The sequence below is a fragment of the Oculatella sp. FACHB-28 genome (assembly GCF_014696015.1).
GTDB lineage: Bacteria > Cyanobacteriota > Cyanobacteriia > Elainellales > Elainellaceae > JAAUTN01.
This window is the reverse complement of the sequence record NZ_JACJPJ010000060.1, coordinates 57,050-78,892: the sequence shown is the minus strand read 5'-3', so window position 1 is coordinate 78,892 and position 21,843 is coordinate 57,050. Positions and strand designations below refer to the sequence as shown.

Genomic DNA, 21,843 nt, shown 5'->3' with positions numbered 1-21,843 from the left:
CGGGGATGGGTAAGAATTCAGGCATCAGGTTGAGGAACAGGTTCAGGGGCACTGGTTGGTGCAGGGGTGGTGTTCAACCGTCCCCCAAACTGCCGTAGTTCAAACAGTTTGACCCCGATTTGATACTCATACTGGCTCAGCAGACGACCATAGATGTATCCTGCTTTGCCATCTAAGAAGCCCAAGCGGATGAAATAGAACAACACAAAGCGCAGCAGAGGCTTGAATGGCAGGCGTACCCACACTTTCTTGAGGAATCGCTTGCGCTGCACCGAGTCCCCAAACAGGTTTGCGCCAATTGTGCCGCTTTCACCCATGCCAGTTAGCAGGTTGTAGTAAACTCTAGCTTCCCAGTTGGAGTAGCGGTTGTGGCGCTCTAGCCAGTGGAACAGGTCACGGAAGTCGATGTGCAGCATATCTTCCTTGAGATAGCCGACCTTGCCTTCTAACACGACATGTTCGTGAACTTCGTTGTCGCCCGTATTGCGGATTTCCTCGGTGCCCAGGTTTTCGTAGCGACCTTTTTGATGGCGGAACAGGCGCAGGTTCCAGTCAGGATATTTGCCGCCATGCCGAATCCATTTGCCTAGGAAGAAGACGCGACGGTTGAGGTAGTAGCCGTTAAAGTCTGGATTTTCGATGGCTTCCGCAATCTCGTCCCACAGTTCAGGCGTAATCCGTTCATCGCAATCGACGATCAGTACCCACTCGTTGCGGAAGGGCAAATTTTCTAGTGACCAGTTTTTCTTTTTAGGCCAGCGACCGTTGAAGTGAAACTGAACGACGTTAGCTCCCAAGTTTTCGGAAATCTCGACGGAGCGATCGCTACTTTGGGAATCGACTACAAACACCTCATCCGCACGGGCAACGCTAGCAAGGCAAGCGGGCAAATTTTCTTGCTCATTCTTAGCGGGAATGAGAACCGACACGGGAAGTTTAGAGGTCATAGTCATCTCAAGTCAAAGCGGGTTAACAACTGAAACAGAGGAAAAAAGGAAAGTTAAACGGGACAAACGAATAACCAGACGGAATTTTTATCTGAAAGTTACAAAAGCTTGAATGACGATCGAGCTAGGAACTTGTACAGGCTGTCATCAGCGGGTCAGGAGGATTGCTGCGATCGCTTAGACCATTCAGGGGCAGACACCATTCCTTGAATCGCGGATTTTAGATAGCCAATTTGCCCATAAGCATAAACGAAGTTATCAAACCGCTGTGCCGGATCGCCAATGTATTTTACAGAGCGAACAAGTCCGCGCAGGAAACGTTCACCGCCTCGGTTCAACTGTCCCAATCCAGCCCGTCCGGCTAGCTGTTCTCGGTAACATTCGCTGATCCCTTGCCACCAGCCCCGGTTTAGGAACCAGGAGCGCTGTAGCCGTTCTGGAGCGACATTGTGAGCCACCAGGGCATCGGGTAGGTAAGCAACCTGCCAGCCTGTTGACAGAGCCAGTTCTGTCACGTGCAGTTCTTCGTTAGACAGCAGGTTCTTGCCGACTCGTCCCAAATTCACATCAAATCCGCCGATCTGGTCTAAGAACGAGCGGCGAATGGAATAGTTTAAGCCTCGGGGAGTCAGGCCGGGTTTGTCGATGTAAACAACCTCATCTCCCAGGTCATAGGCTCCTAAATTACCTGCCAAACCGGGAGAAAGCCAGCGGGGAGGTTCCACTCCGGGTGGCCACAGCAGCGTTACTTTGCCGCCTGAAATGGCTAGTTTTTCGTTGGCTTCGTAAGCGTTGTACAGCACTTGCAGCCAACCTTTACTAGCAACGGCATCGTCATCTAGATAGGTGAGAATGGCGCTGTGAGCAGCTTTGGCTCCCGTGTTGCGGGCAACCGACAAGCCCGTAACAGATTCGTAAATGTAATGAAGACGAGGGTGAGGCAGACGGGCTTCGACGACTTCACGGGTGCGATCGCTCGATGCATTATCGACCACGATCACCTCAAAGTCGCCTGCAAACTCTTGCTCCAGCAAACTATCGATCGCGGCACCGAGGTAAGCATCGCGGTTGTGGGTGCAGATAATAGCAGAAATCTGCGGCTCAGACATAGGTTTGAGTTCTGATAAATCAGCGGCTCAGGCTGCTGTGGACTAGCTCAACCAAGCTACTCTTTATTTAGCCCATAAACCTATAGAGCCTCATCAATTTTCTATGAAGAAGCCGAGAATGAAAATAAATTTCTCGGTATTCTTACGTCCGTAACCTAGTAGCTTTGCTGGAGTTATACCAATTCCAAAAATTAGGGCTACAGAAATTAGGGCACCCCGCGCCGCGGGGTGCCCTAATTTCTGAGATTGGGATTTAAGTATGTTTTGGAGCGCAACTCTTTGATTTCATATTCCAAAACTTATCTAACTTCACTCTTTGAGAGCAGGGTCGTGTAGGTGTCCGTGCAGTGCAATTAGCGTTTTGGCAAGTTGACTCAGACGTGCTTCTAGGTATTGTTTGCGTGCCAGTAATTGCCGCAGTTTTTGGTAACGGGCGATCGCCAAGCTAACCTGGGCGATCTGTTCGGGTGGGCAAGGACGGGACCAGGACTGTCCGTCTTCCCCCAGTCCACATAGCCGATAGCCTGTGCGTGGAGATTCACAGGTGACAGTCTGTTCGGTTCCAGGCTGCACGTTACAAATTTCCTGCACATAATCCATCAAGCGGTCAACTTCGGCATGACGAATGACGGCTGAAGTGCCTGTAGCTGGGGGATTCGATTGAGACTCATGGGGATGAGACTCCAGCCATCCATCTACAATCGGACCTTCCAGGTAAAGTGCCTGAATTTGCAGCAAAATTTGCTGAAGTTCTGTTTGCCAGCCTTCTACGGTGCCCTCTAGTTCTTTGAGCAATCCCATTGCTAAGGCAGGATTGGCGACATGACGGTGGCTGCTAAAGCTCGGCAACTTGAACTTTGGCAGATTGGGAATTTCAGCACTGCTTTTCTGAGCGGGGAAGGGGCGCACCTGCTTAGCCGTCATCCCTGAACGGCTGGATGGCGTTGCAGCAGAAAGCTTGAAGGAGAATGCGCGATCGCCAGCCTGGTCAGTGGTAGCAACACGCTGGGTTTGAAGTTGCTCCAGGGTTGACTCGATCCGTTGCAGACCTGGTTTTCTCATCGGCTACTTCCCTCTAGGAAATTAAAAAACTATAAGCAATCAGACTACAAGCGATCAAACGTAGAGATACAAAATTAGTGCAACCTGAAATTTTTACTGGCTTTCTAACCGAGGTATTTCTAAGTAGTACTCGTGAAACTACCACCAGTGATAATACCCGATAGATACCCTGTTTCAACAGGTTAAAATACTTTCGTAAAGTGCAATCTTATCAGTTGCAAACCGTGTCATCTAACCCAAGGCAGTTGATTTTGGTGACTGGACCTGCTCGTTCAGGCAAAAGTGAATGGGCTGAGCATTTAGCGGAAAAATTAGGCAAATCAGTCATTTATGTTGCTACAGCCCAAGAGGTTGCAGATGATGCAGAGTGGCAAGCCCGAATCGAGCAACATCAGCAACGCCGTCCTGCCTCCTGGCAGACCCGACTCGTTCCCATAGAGTTAAGTAAAGCAATTTGCGCTGCTGCCCCAACAGAATGTTTGCTAATTGATTCTTTAGGTACCTGGTTAGCAAATTTGTTAGAGCAAGATGAGATTCTCTGGGAGCAAACTTTAAAGGAACTGTTGACGAGTTTAATCAACACAACAAGTGACGTAATTCTTGTCTCTGAAGAAACAGGCTGGGGAGTTGTACCTGCCTATCCAATCGGGCGAACTTTTCGCGATCGTCTGGGCAAATTAACCCGCGAAATTGGGGCGATCGCCACCTCAACTTACCTGGTAACAGCAGGACACGTGCTAAACCTGAGCCAGTTAGGTTCGCCCTTGCCTAGATCCCACCCTGTTGGAGATGAAACTGACTCCGCAAAACCTTAACAATAGATGCAGATTCTAAATTGATAGTGCTCCTTGCTGCCCTGTAGCATTGATTGTAGAGGGGTGGGTTAATTGCGTTAAGTAACGGGTTCGACTAAAAGCTATGGCATCCCAAGATCAAGTCAGACAATATCTCGCCTATTGGTTTCAGTTGGGCAAGAAGGTGTTAGTCAAGAATGGGCAAACAGCACTTTTGCCTCAGCCAGTGATTCGGGGCGATCGCTACAGCGCCGAATTTGAGGAGTGCTGGCACCAAATTGTGTCGCCCGACTCAAAGGACTGCTATTTGGAAGGAACGCATCAAACCATTGCTGAACTGCTCAGCCCATCTTGGGAGATCGACCCCTGTGCCCGTTGTGAAATGCCTGTCCCGGTGCCGAACATGGGGATGCCTGCGCTAACTTGCCCTTGCGTCGATCTGCCAACTTGGCCCGATACCGCAATGCCCCAGCCGCGAGCGCCCATCAGCACTCAGAGCCAACTCATTCAAATACGCGATCGCCTGATGCAGGCTGGTAAGCGAGCCAATACTAAAGGCGAGGAATAACCGAAGAATTAATGGCGGGGATGATACAGCCTACCGTTGCGAATTTGCACAACCGGATGGTTAGATAGCCGCACGAGATGCTCGTCGTGAGTCGTCACAACCACCGTAATCCCGATTCCATTTAGCTTTCTGAGAATCTTGATTACCTGCCAGGAATTGTCAGGATCAAGGTTTCCAGTTGGCTCATCAGCTAGCAAAATTGGCGGAGTGCTGACAATTGCTCTGGCGATGCTGACGCGCTGCTGTTCGCCGCCCGAAAGCTCGTCTGGGAAACAGTTTGCCTTATCCTGCAAGCCAACCATTTTCAGCGTGGGCAGCAGGCGACGATGAATTTCCTTGCGGGTAAAGCCCTGCGCCCAAAGGACAAAGGCAACATTCTCAGAAACAGTGCGACGTGGGATCAGCTTGTAGTCTTGAAAAACAACTCCGATGCGTCTTCTGAGCATCGACAGATCGTTTCCTTTAAGCTGCGACAGGTTACAGTCATTGACCATAACCTCGCCCTGGTTCACCTTTTCCTCGCCATACAAAAGCTTGAGCAACGTTGATTTACCAGAACCAGACGGACCCGTAATGAATAAAAAATCTCCCTGCCGGATTTGCAAACTCACGTCTACCAGCGCTCGGCTGCCATTTCGATAGACCTTGTTGACTCGTTGTAGGCTAACGATGACTTTAGCAGTGTTATTTGAGTGAGACGGAGATGCAGCCGTGACGGGATCACTAGGAGAGTCAGAGGAGCCAAAGCCCGAATTCAAAGGTGGTTCGGTAGTGACGTGAGCCATAGAGCAGGTCTATAGAAATGAGTAGATTATTGGGATAGAGCGGGAAGCTGAACCAAAATGCTCTGATGGTTGACTGGAGTCCAGGACTGCTCCACGAGGGCTAATTGTAATAGCTGTTGCTACTAGAGTCACTACTTTGCCAGACATTCGTCAGAAATACAAGTCAGTAGCGCCCCAAGCACCTGTCTGACTCAACTGGGCGAGAAGGTGGCAATGCTAGTGGGGGGAGGAGTAATTTTGGAGAGATCGGCGGAGGGGCAAAGGTCAGCCAGTGAGCAGCGATCGCAAGCCGGGTTTCGTGCCATGCACACCGCTCGTCCGTGATAGATCAACCGGATTGACCAATTTTCCCAGTCGGGCTGGGGCAACAGCTTCATTAGATCCCGCTCAATTTTGACCGGATCAGTTTCGGTCGTTAAGCCTAGCCGTCCACTCAGCCGCTTGACGTGAGTATCTACTGTTACGCCAGCGTTGATGCCATAGGCATGAGCCAGCACAACGTTAGCCGTTTTGCGGGCCACTCCCGGCAGTTTCAGCAACTCTGCCATCATCTTTGGCACCTGTCCCTCAAAGTCCGAAACAATCATGCGGCAAGCTGCCTGAATATTTTTTGCTTTGTTGCGGTAAAAGCCGGTTGAGCGAATCAGGGTTTCGATATCATCGAGTTCGGCTGAGGCTAGAGCAACTGCATCGGGAAAGCGGCGAAATAGCTCTGGCGTAACCTTATTCACCCGCTCGTCGGTGCATTGCGCTGAAAGAATCGTAGCAACTAGGAGCTGTACAGGAGTTGCGTAGTCAAGCGAACAGGTTGCGTCAGGATAGAGACGTTTCAGACGCACCAAAATTTCTAAAGTCAGCTTTCGTTTAGCTGCAATTTTGCGAGGTGTACTCACAGAAGCAAGTGAGAAGGGGTAGAGGGAATTGAATTGTAAGAGGTTTGTTTTTTCCTGCCTGGACGGGCAAGATGCCCATCCCACAGGAATCCATAGCCTATGTACGCTACTGAAACAGCTTTTGAAACACCTCTAGCTGGGTTGTATCCCGGACAATCAGAAAAATGCCTAAGCCTAGCAGCAGTACTAATCCGGTCTGCATCACGTTTTCCTGGAGACGGTTGGGTAGGGGTTTGCCCCGCAGCCCTTCGATCAGTAGGAAGGTCAACTGTCCACCGTCCAGTGCAGGCAGCGGTAGGATGTTGATGATGGCCAGGTTGATGCTGATGATGGCGGTGAAGGGGAAGAGGCTAGCACTATCGGAAGCGGCAAGTCCTGCACCCTGCTCAACGATTTTGACGGGACCGGCAACCTGTCCTGCAACTTCAGAGAAGTTGGTGATGAGCATAACGAATCCTTCAACAATTTTGACGAAGGTTCTCTGAAACTCTTGAGCAGCAAGACTAAAGACCTCAAGTATTCCTCTTGGACGGCGGTATTCGGGAGTGCCGTTTGGATAAAGCTGTACGCCAATTTTGGCTTTGCCGTCGGCTCCTGGCTCTGGAACAACGGTGAGGTCAAGCTGGCGATCGCCCCGCTGCACGGTCAAATCTATTGCTTCATCAGGGCTATCTTGAATGGTTCGCATCAGTGTGGTGAGCGCTGCTTCAGAAGAGCCGAGCGGTTCACCATCTACAGCTAAAACAATATCGCCTGAGCGAATTCCAGCTTGGGCAGCGGGTGAACTTTGAGAAATTACCTGGGGCACCAGTACACCAGGCTGAAAATTGATGCCGTCTGGAATCCCTACTGTCGTAAACTGAGTCAGAAACACCAGGTAGGCAAACACCAAGTTGGCAATCACCCCAGCACTGATCACAATGGCACGGTCAAGAATGGGGCGATTGTGCAGCAGGTTGGGGTCATCTTCGGGAATGTCACTTTCGGGGTCGTCATCCGGGAAACCTACAAAACCGCCCAGGGGAATTGCCCGAATCGCGTACTCGGTCTGGCTGCCCTGATATTTCCAAAGAATGGGGCCAAAGCCAATCGAGAAGCGATTAGCGTAAATTCCTTGAAGACGGGCTGCCATGAAGTGCCCCGTTTCGTGTACCACAATCAAAATCGCCAAAACTGCGATCGCCGCCAAAACTGACATAGGTAAATTCTGCTGAAGTTTAGCTAGGTATCTTCTCTATTCTAGGCGTTTGTATCCGTCGTAGAAACGCAATCACTGGTGTCTTATCGCGCCCACAGGACTTTACGCTTCTGTAGGGGAGTGTCCTAGCAGATCGGCGATGGTCTGAAGCAGTCTTTCGGGCTCAATGGGTTTAGAGAAATGGCTTTGAAAGCCTTCAGCAAGGATGCGATCGCTGCTCTCTTGTCTGGCGTAACTGGTCAGGGCGATCGCCGGAATCTGCCCCCCTTGAGCCGCCGGTAAATCTCGTACATAGCGAATCAATGCATAGTCTGCTTCGCCCGGCATCATCATATTACTGATCAACACTTCTGGATCAAACTGTCCGAACAGCTCGATCGCTTCAGACAGGGAGGTCGTCGTTCTAATTTCTAATTCACACTGCCCCAAGACCAGGGCCAGCAATTCGCAGGTATCTGGCTCGTCATCCACGACTAGGACACGCGCTCCGCTGAGCGTGCGAGAGCCTGGTAGATCAGGACAGATGCCGGTATCGAGGTTCTGAGCGAGCGGACTGCTGACTGTATCCTCCCGCACTCGGGGCAGGCTAACTGTAAAAGTGCTGCCCTGTCCAGTTCCGGCGCTTTCTACCTGCACTGTGCCGCCATGTAGCTCGACCAGGTGACGCACAATCGCTAGCCCCAATCCTAGTCCGCTCTGCCGTCGAGTGATAGAACTGTCGGCTTGTCGAAAGCGGTCAAACACATAAGGAATGAAGTCGGGACTAATGCCCTGCCCGGTGTCACGCACAACCACATTCATCATGGTTTCGGTTCGCGTCAAATTCACTTCGACTCGCCCTCCTTCGGGCGTAAATTTGACCGCATTAGAAAGCAAGTTCCACATGATTTGCTGAAGCCGCATTGAATCGCCAACAACGGGTTCAGCTTGGGGATCAAGCCACAACTGTAGGGCGATCGCCTTTGCCGCTGCCGCTGGACGAATGCTGTTCATCGCGGCTCTAATTACGGTAGCCAAATCGGTTGGCTGCATGAGCAGTTGCAGCTTACCTGTGATGATGCGCGAAACATCTAGTAAGTCTTCGATGAGCCGTGTCAGGGCTTGAGTGTTGCGCTCAATCGTCTTCACCGCACGCGCATGATTAACTTCATCAATGTTGCCCATTCGCAAAAGCTGCACCCAGCCCAACATTGCATTTAGCGGCGTTCTTAACTCATGGGACAGGGTTGCTAGAAACTCATCTTTGAGACGATTGGCAGTTTCAGCCTCAGTACGGGCAGTCCGTTCTTGCTCTAGAAGCTGCGATCGCTCTGCCTCAAGCCGAATTTTGGCACGACGGGATTCAGCCCGTTCTAGAGCAATGTTCACTGCAACAGGTACTCGCATATAGCGGTTTGGTGCTTTCACAATGTAGTCATCTAACCCCGACTTCATTGCCTCTACCGCGATTTCTTCATTGCCGGTGTTGGTAAACATCACCACTGGGCAATCTGGAAATCGGCTTTTAACAGCGTGCAGCAACTCGATTCCGGTACTCCAACCCAACTGGTAGTCGGTAATCACCAGGTCAAATTCCCACTGATTCAATGCTTCTTCAAAACCTTTGGCATCTAAAATCTCTCTGACTTCAAGGTCAGAAAACTTACGCCTCAGTTCACGCAGGGTTAAAAAGCGATCGTCTTGATTATCGTCAATTAAGAGAATATGTAGTGGTTGACTCACAAGCTATCTCTGAAATGAGGTTTAACGGGCTTTAGGGTTAGAGATTGAGGATTGGAGAAGGGTTAGAGGTTAAAAGTTTTGAAATTTGTGCAGACGCAGTTCCATCGGCGCTCGTCTCTTCAACGAACCTTGGGGGACAACCACCCTTTATCATTGCTCTACAGCCGCTTCAGCCGTTCTCAACATTTGGCTTTTCATTGAGTGTTAGCCAATAGAGGTCAAGCATCTTCACCATTTCGAGCAGTGCATCTGGGGCAACAGGCTTAACCAAATAGGAGTTAGCGTTCAAGTCGTAAGCGCGGTTAATGTCGATGTTTTCTCTAGAAGAAGTCAGAACGACAACCGGTAAGCGACGCAGTTCGGGTTGCTGCTTGAGCCATTCCAGTACTTCTAAGCCTGAGCGCCGAGGTAGTTTGAGGTCGAGCAAGATTAGTGCAGGCAATGGATGGCGATCGCGATCGCCATATTGGTCCACACCCGCAAGGTAATCTATTGCGCTGTCTCCGTCGTTCACGATGTGCAGTGGGTTGAGCAGCTTTGCCCGACTAAATGCGCGCCGAATCAGCAGAACGTCATTCGGATCATCCTCAACTAACAAAACGTCGGATTGCGCCAGGTTGATCATCAAGTTCCTCTCCGTAATTCAATCCAAAATTGGCTGCCTTCTCCGATTTGGGACTCTAGTCCCATCTGTCCGCCCATTCGTTCTACACCTTTGCACACAATAGCTAAGCCGATGCCCGTACCAGGATAGACTTCTACTCCATGCAGCCGTTCGAAGATTTGAAAGATGCGGTCTTGGTGCTGGGGTGCGATGCCAATGCCGTTATCGGCAACCCAAAGGCGCACCTGATCCTCTCGCAATTCTGTCCAGATTTTGATTTGGGGAGTTCTTTCAGGTGGAACGAACTTGGCTGCATTGCTGATGAGGTTGCTGACAATTTGCACCAGGGTAGAACGATGACCCAGGACGGACAGCAACGGCTTTTCGACGATGACCTGAGCCTGCTGCTCTTGCAAGCTAGCTCCTAACTGTGTCAGGACATCTTCTACAACAGCAGTTAGGTTGATGCGTTGAAGCTGTAAGTCGGTGCGGCTAACGCGGCTATAGTTCAACAAGTCTTGGATCAGGGTGTCGAGGCGGGCGGCGGCCGTAACGATACGTTGGGCATATTCCTGCCCCAAATTGTCCAGGCGATCGCCATAGTCTTCTAAAAAAGCCTGAGCAAAGCCTTGAATGGCCCGCAGAGGTGCCCGCAAATCGTGAGAAATGGAATAGGCAAAAGATTCTAACTCTTGGTTGGCTGCTTGCAATTTAAGCGTTCGCTCAATCACACGCTGTTCCAGTTCGTCAGCTTTTTGCTGAATCTGGTTTCTGAGTTGAGACTGACGGAGGGCAATCGCCAGTTGGTTTGCCACTTCAGTCACGATGTCCTGATATTCGTCGCTCCACTCTGTCGTCGCAGTCACAAACAGCGTTAGCTCACCTAGCAAAATTTCGTCAGACACTAAGGGCACTCGAATACAGCTTCCTTGCGCTGACAGCGATCGGGTGAGGGAAACTGGACAGATTTGAGCAGCCGTTATGTATTCAACCTTCTGCTGTAGGTCTTGTTGGAAAAGCCGCTCGGGCAGGAAAAAGACCAGGGGGATAACTTCAGGGTTAGCTTCGCCTTCACTCCTAGCTTCCTGGAGAATCTGAGCGGTGTTTGTCTCAAAGTCAAATAGGGTAGCGATCGCCCGCTCACAAGGCACTAGTTGACTCACCCGGTCCAGGGCAGTACCAATCGGTTCTCCACCAAACTCAGTAGCTAAAATAGCACGGTCAATTTCATGCAGTGCCTCCAGACGGTGAGCAGAACGAATCAAAGACTCTTCTGCCTGTTTGCGCTCAGTGATGTCACGCGTGATCCTGGAGAATCCACGCAGATTTCTGGTTTCATCTCGCAAACCCGTTGTCACAATGCTCGCCCAAAACAAAGAACCATCTTTGCGCTGCTGCCAGTCTTCACTGACGAAACGCCCTTCGGTGGTGGCAATTTGCAGTTCTTGCTGAGGCTTTAAGTGATCAGCCGCTTCTGAAGCCTGAGCGGACAAGGGATAGAGAATTATCAGGTGCCGCCCTAAAATTTCACCCGCTCCATAACCTGTGATTCGCTGAGCTCCGTCATTCCAGGTGACAATGCGTCCATCTAAATCAAGCATGAAGATGGCATAATCTTGCACACCTTCAATAATTAAACGAGACTGCTCTTCACTCCGCTTAAGCGACAGAGCAGTTGCCTCAGATCGCTGCTTACTGCGCCTCAAAGACTCATTCAAGGCGCTAATCGAGATCCCTTCGACCAAAAATATGCTGCATCGAATCGCGTCTGCTAAGTCGGTAGGGACAAAGCTGAATATGGGTGGAATAAAAAAGTAGCTCCCTACCAGGGCACTCAAAATAGTTGCCAATATTCCAGGCTTAAAACCTCCGTACCAGGCACTCACCATGACTGGCAAGATAAAAAGCAACAGCGGTGCTTCACCCTGTAGGATTGGCTCTAGCAGTAGGCGAAACAGTAGTGCCAGTAAGCTGGCTAGTACAGCTACGCCATAGTGAATTAGCGGTAAACGGTTTACCCTCAGCATGTTTAGTTTTGCCAAGAAGGTGATTGCTAGCTTTGATTAGAAAGGTAGCGATCGCCCATCAACAACCTCAGTAAACTGCGACATCACTGCTACAGGCTAGGTTAGGCCTGTCGAAAAGACGACCAACAGCCCCTCTGTTGGCTTACTCCTAATTGATTAACTATGTCGAGTTTAAGCTTTGCTCTACTTGCCTCTTATATATAGGTGGACATAGTCAGAAGGGTAGAGATCTGTTTCGCGTCAAGGGTCAGGTTGAGGCTTAGCAGCTCAAAAAGTGGAAATTGTCTCTATTGTCTAGAGCAACTCCCTGACTAAAAGTAGAGGTGAAATGTACCAATCACCTCTCTACTTCTGTTTAATTCAAACTATAAGAATTGCAGCTTTAGAGCAGTCAAGTTCCTACAGGTTGGGCTTCGCGCTCGGTAGACTCGGCAAATTGAATTACATCTTGCCGGGGGTCCGCATAAGTTACTTTTACGTCCAGGCGATCGCCCGGTTCAATCGGGCGGTTAAACCGCATCGCTAGCTCTAAGCCCAGTTCTTCAAGCAAGACTAGCCCAAGGTTCTCATGTTCTCGTAGCCAGCGCAGCATCAACGCCTGCCAGATTTCGTTGGGATGGCGGCGTAAATACTCTAGTCCCCAATAGCGATTGGTCTGACGTTCAACCAGCGTTGCCTCATAAGCAGCCGTACTCACGGACAGCATCAGTTCTTTCATCGTTTCTGCCGAGAAAGGCAGCGCATCTCCACGCAAATGAGCTTTGATCTGAAAGTGCGCTAGCAGATCGGTGTAGCGCCGAATGGGAGAGGTTACTTGAGTATAGGTATCTAAACCCAGACTGGCGTGACGCAGCGGCGTAATGCTCATTTCGCTGCGCGGCATACAGCGTCGTATCGCACAGTATCGAACCGGTCCCGCTGGCAATAGCAGGAGCTCTTCTTCAGAGGGCAGTTCTGGCTGAGCTTGCCCCCGGTAGGGCAAAGGTAGCCCGTGTTCGCGTCCATAACGACCTGCAACCTCACCCGCCAAAATCATCATCTCTGCGACAAGCTGACGAGAGATTGAGTTGTCCAGGACATCAATAGTGATCTCATCGTCCTGCACTTTAATCGACGATTCGGGCATGAGAATTGTGATTGCCCCCTGGGACTGCCGCCAAATTTGACGGCGTTTTGCAGATCGGGCTAGTGCCTCTAGTTCTGGCTCTGCTTGCACGCCCAGTTCTAAAATTTCATCTACATCTTCGTAGGTAAGGCGATAGGTCGGCTTTACTTGACTGGCATGAATGCTGTAGTCCTCGATCGCCCCATCTGAGTCAAGCACCACTCCAAAACTCAGTGCCGTACAAATTCGCCCCTGGGTGAGGCTCATTGGCCCAGTTGCTAGCTCCTGCGGAAACATTGGAATCATGCCAGTCGGCAGGTAGAGCGTTGTGCAACGCCGACGAGCTTCTAAGTCGAGCTCATCTTCTGGGGTAATCCAGCGAGTTGGGTCAGCAATATGAATCCACAATCGCTGCTTGCCAAGCTCCAAAAACTCAACGCTCAACCCATCGTCAATTTCACGAGTACTCTCATCGTCAATGGTGTAGACCTTGAGATGGGTCAAGTCCAGACGATCGGGATCAAGGTCAAGTGGAGGATCGGCTAAGCGGCATTGAGCCATTTCTAGTACCCTGCTGGAGAACTGTGTAGGAATTTGACTCCGCCGCAGAAATAGGTTTTCGTGAGGACTCCAGAGTCCAAGGTCTACCAATAGCTGAAAGGCGGCTTGAGTCGTCTCAGCTCGTCCAAAAGCGGTTAAAACTTCCAGGGCAGGAGTCCGATTCTTGGCTTCTTCCCCAAAGGCAGCAAACCTTTCCAAGGCTTCGAGACGAGAGCGATCGCTATTCTGCCATTCTACCTGTTCTCCCTGGAGAGCCTGGTTGATTCGCTGCAAGAAGCCTTGCCATTCTTGAATTCGCTGACCCTCTACAGTTAGCTGGTGTTTCAGCTCTGCAACCTGAGCTTTTGAGCGAGGTTCATAAGAATCGGACTTCTGTTTGAAATAAATCTTATCTTCCGACAGCAAACAGTGCGCTGCGTAACACAGCGCTGGGCTTTGGTCAGAAAATAGCAGTAACGCCATGCCAGAGGGGTCAGCTAATTCGCTGTCCTCCACAAGCAGTTCCCAGGCAACTTCCAGACTAGAAGGATCAAGATACGGCTGAATTTCTGCTCGAAAGCTAGAGATGTCTCCTGACTTAAAGGCTTGCCCCGTGACGACGTAGGTAACCTGACGAGGATGTAGCGTGTAAGGCTGCCCCCGCTCATCGACTACGACCCAGTGTTTTTTTCCCTCTGGGCGGTCTACTACTGCCAGACGGCGATCGCCATTTAGCCGAAATTCAACAAGTGTTCCCTTCTCCATTGAGGCCTGGGGGTAATGTTATGGGTCAGAGGTTGAGAGGTGCGGCTACAGGTGAAACTAAGTTTCCATGCACTGCCCCAGCACCCCAGCCTCTTAACCTTCTTGGTTGACAAAAGGAAGCAAAGCCAAAATTCGTGCCCGCTTAATGGCTTGCGTCAAATCGCGCTGCTGCTTTGCGGTTAAGCCGGTAATGCGACGGGGCAAAATCTTACCACGCTCGGTAATAAACTTGCGCAGCAGGTCAACGTCTTTGTAGTCAATGGGGTCTTCCGGTTTGATCGGTGAAACACGACGACGATAGTAGGTCATAGTTCGAGAGTTAAATCTTTGAAACTTTGCAAGTCAGATTGGAAATCAAGTCAGGCTGAACCTACTTGATTTCTTTATGGGAAGTATGTTTGTTGCAATGGGTGCAGAACTTGTTGAGCTCTATCCTTGCGGTCGTGTTGCGACGGTTTTTGGTGGTCGTATAGCGAGAAACCCCTGGCGATCGCTTGTCAGGGTTGGTACGACATTCCGTACACTCTAGCGTGATGATAATCCGAACGCCCTTAGCCATAATTCTACAAAATCAAATTTGCGGTAAAGAGTTAAGCACAAACCCTAATTATTTCACACGACGCTTCGCTTCAGCAACCAACCGTTTAATTTTTAGGTCTAAAGAATAGCCCCGTCGCGTCTGCACGACTAAAGTTCGGCTAATTTGGTCGTGAAAGGCTTGACGTTTGACCCGGTCTGAAAAAGCAAGGCTACAGTCGGCTGGCAGCGGCAGAAACAGTATCAGTGCCCAAGCTGCCCCAGAACCCAACGTGAGCAAACTGACTAAGCCTACATAAAACAGCATTGCACCCGCTCCAACCAGGGCTTCTCGCTTCAAGAGTTCCTGTAAACCAGGCGTGCCGCCCACGCGCGCATCCACCACTTTCATATCCAGTGCCCATCTGCCCAGGCTTTGCCCATGATTTTTAGACACCCAAATGACGCGCATTCCCAGCCAAGCCACGATAAATACAAAAGCCACTGCGGTGATACTGCCCCCAATCAAGGAGCTAACAATGCCGACAGCAAATAAGTCAATTAATAGAGCGGCTCCTCTTCGTTCGATTGGAACTTTAGGATAAGGAGGTGGAGAAGGATCTGGGCGCATGGGAGAATTGAGATTGGGGTTTGGGAGCTAGAGGCTAGGGTTTGGGGACTAGGGGCTAGGGGCAAATCCTATTTCAATACTAGGGTTTTAGGTTTAATCAGACTTTTGCAACGCGATGGATCATGTGTTGCCAAAGATGTTGCCAGGGAAAAGCGCATCTTTGCGGGATATTGCAGAATGCAGGCTGGTAATCTTACACGGCGGTAGTCCTACAATTTGAATCAACCTTTCAGTTACTTGTTTCAGGACTACTCATTAAATCAGGACCATCCATTAAACATTATGCTGCCCGCGCAACAAGCAGAAGACCTTATTTTGAGCCTGGTGAAACCACTAGATGCCCAGCAGGATAGCGAAACGGTGAATTTGCTGGCAGCTTCGGGACGAATTTTGGCAGAGGCAGTTATAAGTCAGCTTGATTTTCCGCACTGGGACAATTCCGCGATGGATGGCTATGCAGTGCGGTTTGCTGATGTGAAAACCTGTAGCGCTGAATCGCCTGCTGAGTTGCAGGTGATTGAAGAAATTCCGGCAGGCTATATGCCTCAGAAAACGGTGCAAGTAGGGCAGGCAGCCCGGATCTTGACGGGATCGATGATGCCAGCCGGGGCAGACACGGTGGTGATTCAGGAGGTGACGAAACGGGAAGGCGATCGCCTCTCCATCTTTTCTGCGCCTCAACCCCAGGAATTTGTTCGGCATCGAGCAGCTTTCTACAAAGCGGGAACTCCGCTGATGCCTACTGGCTTAACATTATCTGCTCCAGAAATTGCGGTTTTGGCAGCGGCTCAATGTACGCAGGTGAAAGTTTATCGCCGTCCACGGGTAGCAATCTTATCGACTGGAAGTGAACTGGTTGAGCCCGATCAGCCCTTGGATCCCGGACAGATTGTAGACTCCAATCAGTATGCGCTAGCGGCGCTGGTTGCTCAGTCCGGTGCAGAGCCGATTTTGCTGGGAATTGTGCCTGACCAGCCGGAGGAGTTGAAAGGGGCGATCGCCCATGCCATCTCTACCGCAGATCTAGTATTGTCTTCGGGTGGCGTTTCTGTAGGTGACTATGACTATGTCGATCGCATTCTTGCTGACTTGGGGGCACAGATTCATATTCGTGCGGTTGCGGTCAGACCTGGTAAACCTTTGACGGTGGCAACTTTCCAGAGAAACGAAAACTCTGCACCCGACGTATTCCCAATTCTCTACTTTGGTTTACCTGGAAATCCGGTTTCAGCTCTGGTCAGCTTTTGGCGTTTTGTGCAGCCTGCATTGCGAAAGCTATCTGGACAGCCACACGGGTGGCAACCTCTGTTTGTAGAGGGGCGATCGCTCCACCCACTCAAATCTGATGGCAAGCGTGAAAGTTACATTTGGGGACAACTGCATTTAATGAATGGCACTTATGAATTTCACCTGGCAGGTGGCAGTCATAGCTCTGGCAACTTAATCAATCTGGCTCAGACCAATGCCCTTGCAGTTGTGCCTGTAGGTCAAAAACTGATTTCAGCCGGAGATCCCATTCAGATTATGCAGGTTGCTCCCCTACGCTAATTCTTGACGAAAATTTTTTCTGAGGAAAGAATTTAGGGAACTAATTCTAACCAGTGGTGGTCTTTTTATCCTGATTAAGCTTCGGAATTTAAGTAGGCTTTGCTCATGGAATTGCTAGTAAGTTCATGCAATTCCAAAGACCTCAATAAAGAGCAAGGATGCAATGGTAAGATACCCGAAGGTTAAGCCCATCACATTTTTTGTAACATTTCAAAGTCGCTTCATGGTATTCCCTGGAACTGCCCGCTCTTCATCCTTTGTTTGTCTGCTGGCGCTGTCCACTATGGCGGCTTTGACATTGCTGCCTGTTTCAGCACAGGCACAATCCACCTCTTCGCCAGACGAAGTTGAGCAACCCATTGATGCAATTGAGGAGGGAGTAACTCCTGAATCAGACCCCAGCTCACCCGATGATCTAGAAGAATTGCGTCCTCTTTCTCAAGACGGTAGCTTGCTCAGCATTGCTGGAGGGCAGCGCTTGATGACCGAGGCAAATGATGCGATCGCCTCTCAAGACTATGCTCTCGCTACTCGCAAGCTTCAAGAAGCCCGTCAGGTTTTCAATCAGCTTTCTAATTTTTATCAAGAGTTAGCCGCTAGCTTTTCCGGTATCGACAACCGCATTGCTGATAGCCAACGCACTCAGGCATTAGAAACTGCTCAAATGCGTGACCAGGCGACTTATCAGCTTGCCCTGGTTCACCGCGCTCAAAATCAGCCTGAGCTAGCAGTTCCGCTGCTCGTACAAATCATCCGCAGCCAGCAGCCAACTCGTGAGCTAGGTCAAAGAGCTTACCGACAACTGTTTGAACTTGGGTTTGTGGATTCTCCCTATCCCAGAAACTCAGATGAGCCAACTTCCGCTACTCCTACTCCCAACGTCAACAACTAAACGCTAGATTGAACTTAGGGATTCTCCATTTTCCTGTTTAAGACTGGTTTTTAACGCGTTGGTAAGGAGGGTGAATGATTAGCCCAAGTCAAGTTGAAGCAATGATCAAGGCTGGGCTGCCCGATGCTCAGGTACAGGTTCAAGACCTCACGGGTGGCGGCGATCACTATCAGGTTACGGTAATTTCATCCCAATTTGAGGGAAAAGGGCTGGTTCAACAGCATCAGCTTGTGTATGGCGCTGTGCGGCAAGCGATGTCTTCTGAGGCGATTCATGCGTTGTCCCTGAAAACCTACACTCCTCAAACTTGGGAGTCTTCGCGGCAAGCAGTGTAAATTCGCGGCAGATAAGAATTAAGTTCCCGCTAGTATAGAACCAAGTAGTTATCCCTCTAAAGCAATATGACTCCAGAACTGCAAGAGCGCATTGACAATCTGGTAAACCAGAACAAGATCATGGTTTTCATGAAAGGCAGCAAACTGATGCCTCAGTGCGGCTTTTCTAACAACGTGGTACAAATCCTAAATATGCTGGCTGTTCCCTATGAAACGGTCGATGTATTGGCAGACCACGACATTCGCAATGGCATCAAGGAATATTCAAGCTGGCCCACCATTCCCCAGGTTTACGTTAATGGTCAGTTCGTTGGTGGCTCGGACATCTTGATTGAGCTATATCAAAAAGGCGAACTTCAGCAAATGGTTGAGGTAGCGTTAGCTTCCTAGCCTGTGAGCAGTTGCTTCAGGAAAAGACGTTAATCGTAGAGCCAGAGCTAGTCGTTTTAAGTCCCAGCAATCCACCTTGCGAAAGTGTTTGAGATAGACACGAGCCTCAACAATGGGAGGGGCGATCGCAAGGAATTTAAAAATGGGACGAAAACTTCTGCTCTGGCTAATATGGCTTAGCTTCATCGTTTATGTTTTGGTGTTTGCCCCACCGCTACAGTCGGACACCTTTCAACCCATTCAGACCTTACTTGCAGGGCAAATCCCTACCATCAATCCGGTCATCGTGTCGCTATTCAGCCTGATTGGTATTTGGCTGTTGATCTACAGTTGTCTGGTTTTTGCAGATGGTAGGGTGCAAAATTTACCTGCTTGGGCATTCATGCTGGCATCGGTGGGAACGGGAGTCATTGCCTTGATTCCCTATCTTGCTCTGCGCGAACCAAATCAGAGCTTTTCAGGTGAAAAGGATGCCTGGTTAAAGCTTTTGGATGCTAAACCAACTGGAATTATTCTGTTATTTAGCACTCTTGTTCTGCTCATTTATGCTTTAGTATTCGGGGACTGGTCTGCCTTCGTGCAGGAGTTTCTCACCAATCGGTTTATTCACGGCATGTCCCTGGCGTTTTGTTTGCTGTGCTTACTGTTTCCATATCCGACCTTGCTTAGTGATGATATGGCACGGCATGGTTTGACTAGCGACTCTCAACTGTTTTGGCTTGTAGCATTGATACCGCTGTTTGGTCCACTTGCGTACCTTTGCTTGCGTCCCCCGCTATTGTCATTTAGAAGTACTAACTCGTAGACCTTCTGCGTGAATGGTAGCGCGACTCAGCCGCGCTACCATTCACGCTTTAAAAAGTGATCCATTTCCCCGAACAAGAGGTATTGGGTTAGTTTGGATATTGGAAATTACTTAAGGAACACCTCCTATGCCAACCTACACCGGGATCTCCAGTGAAGCCTTTCGCCACCCGTTGGACTACCAGGCAGAGCAGGCATTGCGAAGCGTTCCCGGATTTGACATTGTTGCCCGTAAGTTTGTGGAATTCATCTACGAACGTCCTCGTTACGTTTACCTGATGGGCAACAGCATTGAAGTAGGGCCGCGCCAATATTCCACCGTTTACGGCATTTTTCGAGAATGCGTGCGCGATCTTGACGTGCATCCAGAGCCAGTGCTGTTTGTTTCGCAGGCTCCGATGATTAATGCTTATGCACTGGGGCAGGAGCGTCCGTGCATCGTGTTGAACACTGCTCTGCTGGATTTGTTGAATGAGGCAGAACTGAGATCGGTGATTGCCCACGAGTTAGGACATATTAAATGTGGGCATACAATTCTGACTCAGATGGCACTTTGGGCAATCAACCTAGTGTTTGGATTGGCAGGAGCAACCTTTGGGTTGAGTAGTTTGGTCACAACGGGTTTGCTACTTGCGTTTTATGAATGGCTCCGCAAAGCAGAACTGTCTGCCGATCGCGCTGCTCTATTGGTCATGGATAATCTGACTCCGGTGATGCAAAACATGATGCAGCTTGCAGGCGGCAGCACTCGGTACTCCAATGAGTTGAGCCTAGACGAATTTATCCGTCAGTCGGAGCGATACCAGGAACTTGATCAGGACAGTCTCAACCAGGTCTATAAATTCCTGCTCTATAACAACCTGTCTCAGGGAATTTTTCTAACTCATCCCTTCACTGTTGAGCGGGTTCACTATTTGCGGGAGTGGTCTACTTCTGAGGAATATCGCCAGATTCGGGGTGGAAACTATCGCCGCACAAGGCAGGGAGCCGTTAATGTCCCGGCAGATGCTCCACCCGATGAAGTGACCAGGCTGCGCCGAGAGATTGAAGATTTGCAGCAGGAGATCGATCGCATTCGGCGATCGCAATCCGACGATTAATACTGAATCAAGCTGGTTTCCACGTACCGTGAAAGCTAAGTGGAATAACGCTCGGTAGCGCTAAACGGCAGACAGGCTGGTCGTCGAGGCGATCGCCATCAAACACCCATACTTCGCTGCAACCCTGATCGCCATCAAATACGACGGTCAGTACCCAGCCTTTTGTGGGGTCTTCTGCATCGGGTGCGTAAATGGGTTCAGAGGGATAACAGTTTTCCTTCAAATGAGTTGTGGTGAAAGTGCCTGTTTGGTGGTCAAAGCGGGCGATCGCCCCAAAAAATTCCTGACTGATATCAACTCCTGGGTGATGCACGTTCAAGTAGGTGAAGCGCGACGGTTGCCCCACCTGCTGCGGGTGAACGACCGGAAACTCACAGCCTCGATCCAGCAGTTCAACTGTTTCTAGCAATTGCCCAGATTGAGGATTGAGCCGTAGCCGCCACAGGGTTCCTTTTGCTGCGGTGTGCGTCTTTCCGGTGGTGACTTCTTGAAGGTATCGATTAGTCTGAAAATCGCGATAACGCACCAGATCTACTACTACAGCGCCGTCAGCATCGACGTAGCCATTGCCAAAATGCCACTGATACCAGGATTCAACCTCGCTGCGGCTGACAACCTCCAGGCTTTCCCGGTCAAGCACCAAAACCTGAGTGCCTTTTTCGGGTTGCCAGGTGAGTGATTCGCTATAGGTTTTGAATCTGAGCAACACCGGAAACGGATTAAGGTGAACCGGAGGTGCAAAAAAGACTAGATAGCGACCTGCCAGGACAAAATCGTGAATCATCGGCAGACCTTCAAGGGCGATCGCATTTTGCTTCACAATCTGCCCTGAAGTGCTGCTGCGATAGACGTTCAGCACACCTGTCTTGCCGTAGGAGATGCCAAAGTTATAAATTTCCCCTGTATGCGGATCGCGTTTAGGGTGAGCGGAGTAGCGCAGATCTCGGTGCAGTTCGCCCAGGTCATCTTCTCCAAGGGTATCCAGGGTTTGCAAATCTAGCGCGTGAGGTTTGCCGCCTTCCCATAGGGCCAGCAGTTTATCGGGGAGAGCCAACACAGACGTGTTTCCGGCATTCTTTGCGTCACGGAGAAACCGTTGCCAAAAGCCACCCGATGGCATACTGCCGTAGCCTCCAAACAGCCACTTGCCAGCCTTTTCTTCTGCCTTGTAAGCTTCGGTCTGGACAAAGCGATAAGTTCCCGTTGCGCCCGTGGGGGTAAAGTGAATACCCAGAATTGCACCATCTCCGTCAAACCAGTGTCCTGCCTGGTATTCCCCTCTTGCTAGGCGACCTGGGCCGTTGCGGTAAAGGGAACCGTGTAAACCTGGAGGAAGTTTGCCTGATAGCACTTCCAAAGGAGTGAGTGGAAATTCTGAAATGGGAGAGGCGATCGCATTTTCAGCCGTTTGAGGAATTGCCTTAGCCCAGGCGCGAGTCTGTGTTCGGGGAGCAGTGCTAACCATGCCAGTTCCAATCATTACTATGTAACCAAAGCTTTTTTAACCA

General features: G+C 50.2%; 22 protein-coding genes. 8 read left to right on the top strand and 14 right to left on the bottom strand.

Annotation, left to right across the window (positions count from 1 at the left end; genetic code table 11):
- Positions 1-17: 17 nt before the first annotated feature.
- From H6F88_RS12495 to H6F88_RS12485, 3 genes are all read right to left on the bottom strand, one after another.
- Complete coding sequence (locus H6F88_RS12495; RefSeq protein WP_190643071.1) at positions 18-947, bottom strand: glycosyltransferase family 2 protein; 930 nt, start codon at positions 945-947, stop codon at positions 18-20.
- A gap of 155 nt (positions 948-1,102) precedes the next feature.
- The gene (locus tag H6F88_RS12490; protein WP_190643070.1) at positions 1,103-2,056 is read right to left on the bottom strand and encodes a glycosyltransferase family 2 protein; all 954 of its coding nucleotides are present in this window, start codon (positions 2,054-2,056) and stop codon (positions 1,103-1,105) included.
- A gap of 309 nt (positions 2,057-2,365) precedes the next feature.
- A complete protein-coding gene (locus H6F88_RS12485; protein ID WP_190643069.1) occupies positions 2,366-3,118 on the bottom strand; it encodes a hypothetical protein in 753 nt (250 codons plus the stop codon).
- A gap of 224 nt (positions 3,119-3,342) precedes the next feature.
- Between H6F88_RS12485 and cobU the strand changes: the two genes are divergently transcribed.
- The gene (gene cobU / locus H6F88_RS12480) at positions 3,343-3,933 is read left to right on the top strand and encodes a bifunctional adenosylcobinamide kinase/adenosylcobinamide-phosphate guanylyltransferase (protein ID WP_190643068.1); all 591 of its coding nucleotides are present in this window, start codon (positions 3,343-3,345) and stop codon (positions 3,931-3,933) included.
- A gap of 103 nt (positions 3,934-4,036) precedes the next feature.
- On the top strand, positions 4,037-4,480 hold the full coding sequence (locus H6F88_RS12475; protein ID WP_190643067.1) for a hypothetical protein: 444 nt from the start codon (positions 4,037-4,039) through the stop codon (positions 4,478-4,480).
- 8 nt (positions 4,481-4,488) lie between these two features.
- Here H6F88_RS12475 and ftsE read toward each other — a convergent pair whose 3' ends face one another.
- The 10 genes from ftsE to H6F88_RS12425 form a co-directional block, all read right to left on the bottom strand.
- On the bottom strand, positions 4,489-5,265 hold the full coding sequence (ftsE, locus tag H6F88_RS12470) for a cell division ATP-binding protein FtsE (RefSeq protein WP_190643066.1): 777 nt from the start codon (positions 5,263-5,265) through the stop codon (positions 4,489-4,491).
- A gap of 191 nt (positions 5,266-5,456) precedes the next feature.
- Entirely contained in the window at positions 5,457-6,158 is a 702-nt protein-coding gene (nth, locus tag H6F88_RS12465) for an endonuclease III (protein ID WP_190643065.1), read from the bottom strand.
- A 106-nt stretch (positions 6,159-6,264) separates the two neighbouring features.
- Complete coding sequence (rseP, locus tag H6F88_RS12460; protein ID WP_190643064.1) at positions 6,265-7,356, bottom strand: RIP metalloprotease RseP; 1,092 nt, start codon at positions 7,354-7,356, stop codon at positions 6,265-6,267.
- A 102-nt stretch (positions 7,357-7,458) separates the two neighbouring features.
- Positions 7,459-9,078: a response regulator gene (locus tag H6F88_RS34445; protein ID WP_190643063.1), complete on the bottom strand. Its 1,620-nt coding sequence runs from the start codon at positions 9,076-9,078 to the stop codon at positions 7,459-7,461.
- A 169-nt stretch (positions 9,079-9,247) separates the two neighbouring features.
- Entirely contained in the window at positions 9,248-9,703 is a 456-nt protein-coding gene (locus H6F88_RS12450; RefSeq protein WP_190643062.1) for a response regulator, read from the bottom strand.
- Entirely contained in the window at positions 9,703-11,709 is a 2,007-nt protein-coding gene (locus tag H6F88_RS12445) for a DUF4118 domain-containing protein (protein WP_206756441.1), read from the bottom strand. The genes H6F88_RS12450 and H6F88_RS12445 overlap by 1 nt, the downstream gene beginning before the upstream one ends.
- Before the next feature lie 391 nt (positions 11,710-12,100).
- Positions 12,101-14,119 carry a ribonuclease R family protein gene (locus H6F88_RS12440; RefSeq protein ID WP_190643060.1) on the bottom strand — a complete coding sequence of 673 codons (2,019 nt, stop codon included), beginning with the start codon at positions 14,117-14,119 and terminating at the stop codon, positions 12,101-12,103.
- 93 nt (positions 14,120-14,212) lie between these two features.
- On the bottom strand, positions 14,213-14,428 hold the full coding sequence (rpsR, locus tag H6F88_RS12435; protein WP_190643059.1) for a 30S ribosomal protein S18: 216 nt from the start codon (positions 14,426-14,428) through the stop codon (positions 14,213-14,215).
- Positions 14,429-14,489: 61 nt separating this feature from the next.
- Positions 14,490-14,678 carry a 50S ribosomal protein L33 gene (rpmG, locus tag H6F88_RS12430; protein WP_190643058.1) on the bottom strand — a complete coding sequence of 63 codons (189 nt, stop codon included), beginning with the start codon at positions 14,676-14,678 and terminating at the stop codon, positions 14,490-14,492.
- 48 nt (positions 14,679-14,726) lie between these two features.
- Complete coding sequence (locus H6F88_RS12425; RefSeq protein WP_190643057.1) at positions 14,727-15,266, bottom strand: RDD family protein; 540 nt, start codon at positions 15,264-15,266, stop codon at positions 14,727-14,729.
- A gap of 282 nt (positions 15,267-15,548) precedes the next feature.
- On the opposite strand from H6F88_RS12425, the gene glp reads away from it, so the two are divergent.
- The 6 genes from glp (at position 15,549) to H6F88_RS12395 (ending at position 20,335) form a co-directional block, all read left to right on the top strand.
- Complete coding sequence (gene glp, locus H6F88_RS12420; protein WP_190643056.1) at positions 15,549-16,814, top strand: gephyrin-like molybdotransferase Glp; 1,266 nt, start codon at positions 15,549-15,551, stop codon at positions 16,812-16,814.
- 223 nt (positions 16,815-17,037) lie between these two features.
- Positions 17,038-17,706 (top strand): hypothetical protein, encoded by a 669-nt coding sequence (locus H6F88_RS12415; RefSeq protein ID WP_190643055.1) that lies wholly within the window; start codon positions 17,038-17,040, stop codon positions 17,704-17,706.
- 74 nt (positions 17,707-17,780) lie between these two features.
- The gene (locus H6F88_RS12410) at positions 17,781-18,041 is read left to right on the top strand and encodes a BolA/IbaG family iron-sulfur metabolism protein (RefSeq protein ID WP_190643054.1); all 261 of its coding nucleotides are present in this window, start codon (positions 17,781-17,783) and stop codon (positions 18,039-18,041) included.
- Between the two features lie 66 nt (positions 18,042-18,107).
- Positions 18,108-18,431, top strand: coding sequence for a Grx4 family monothiol glutaredoxin (gene grxD / locus H6F88_RS12405; protein WP_190643053.1), 324 nt, complete (start codon positions 18,108-18,110; stop codon positions 18,429-18,431).
- 142 nt (positions 18,432-18,573) lie between these two features.
- Positions 18,574-19,236, top strand: coding sequence for a hypothetical protein (locus H6F88_RS12400; RefSeq protein ID WP_190643052.1), 663 nt, complete (start codon positions 18,574-18,576; stop codon positions 19,234-19,236).
- A gap of 127 nt (positions 19,237-19,363) precedes the next feature.
- On the top strand, positions 19,364-20,335 hold the full coding sequence (locus H6F88_RS12395; protein WP_190643051.1) for a M48 family metallopeptidase: 972 nt from the start codon (positions 19,364-19,366) through the stop codon (positions 20,333-20,335).
- A gap of 7 nt (positions 20,336-20,342) precedes the next feature.
- On the opposite strand, the gene H6F88_RS12390 is transcribed toward H6F88_RS12395, so the two are convergent.
- On the bottom strand, positions 20,343-21,800 hold the full coding sequence (locus H6F88_RS12390) for a carotenoid oxygenase family protein (protein ID WP_190643050.1): 1,458 nt from the start codon (positions 21,798-21,800) through the stop codon (positions 20,343-20,345).
- Positions 21,801-21,843 lie beyond the last annotated feature (43 nt).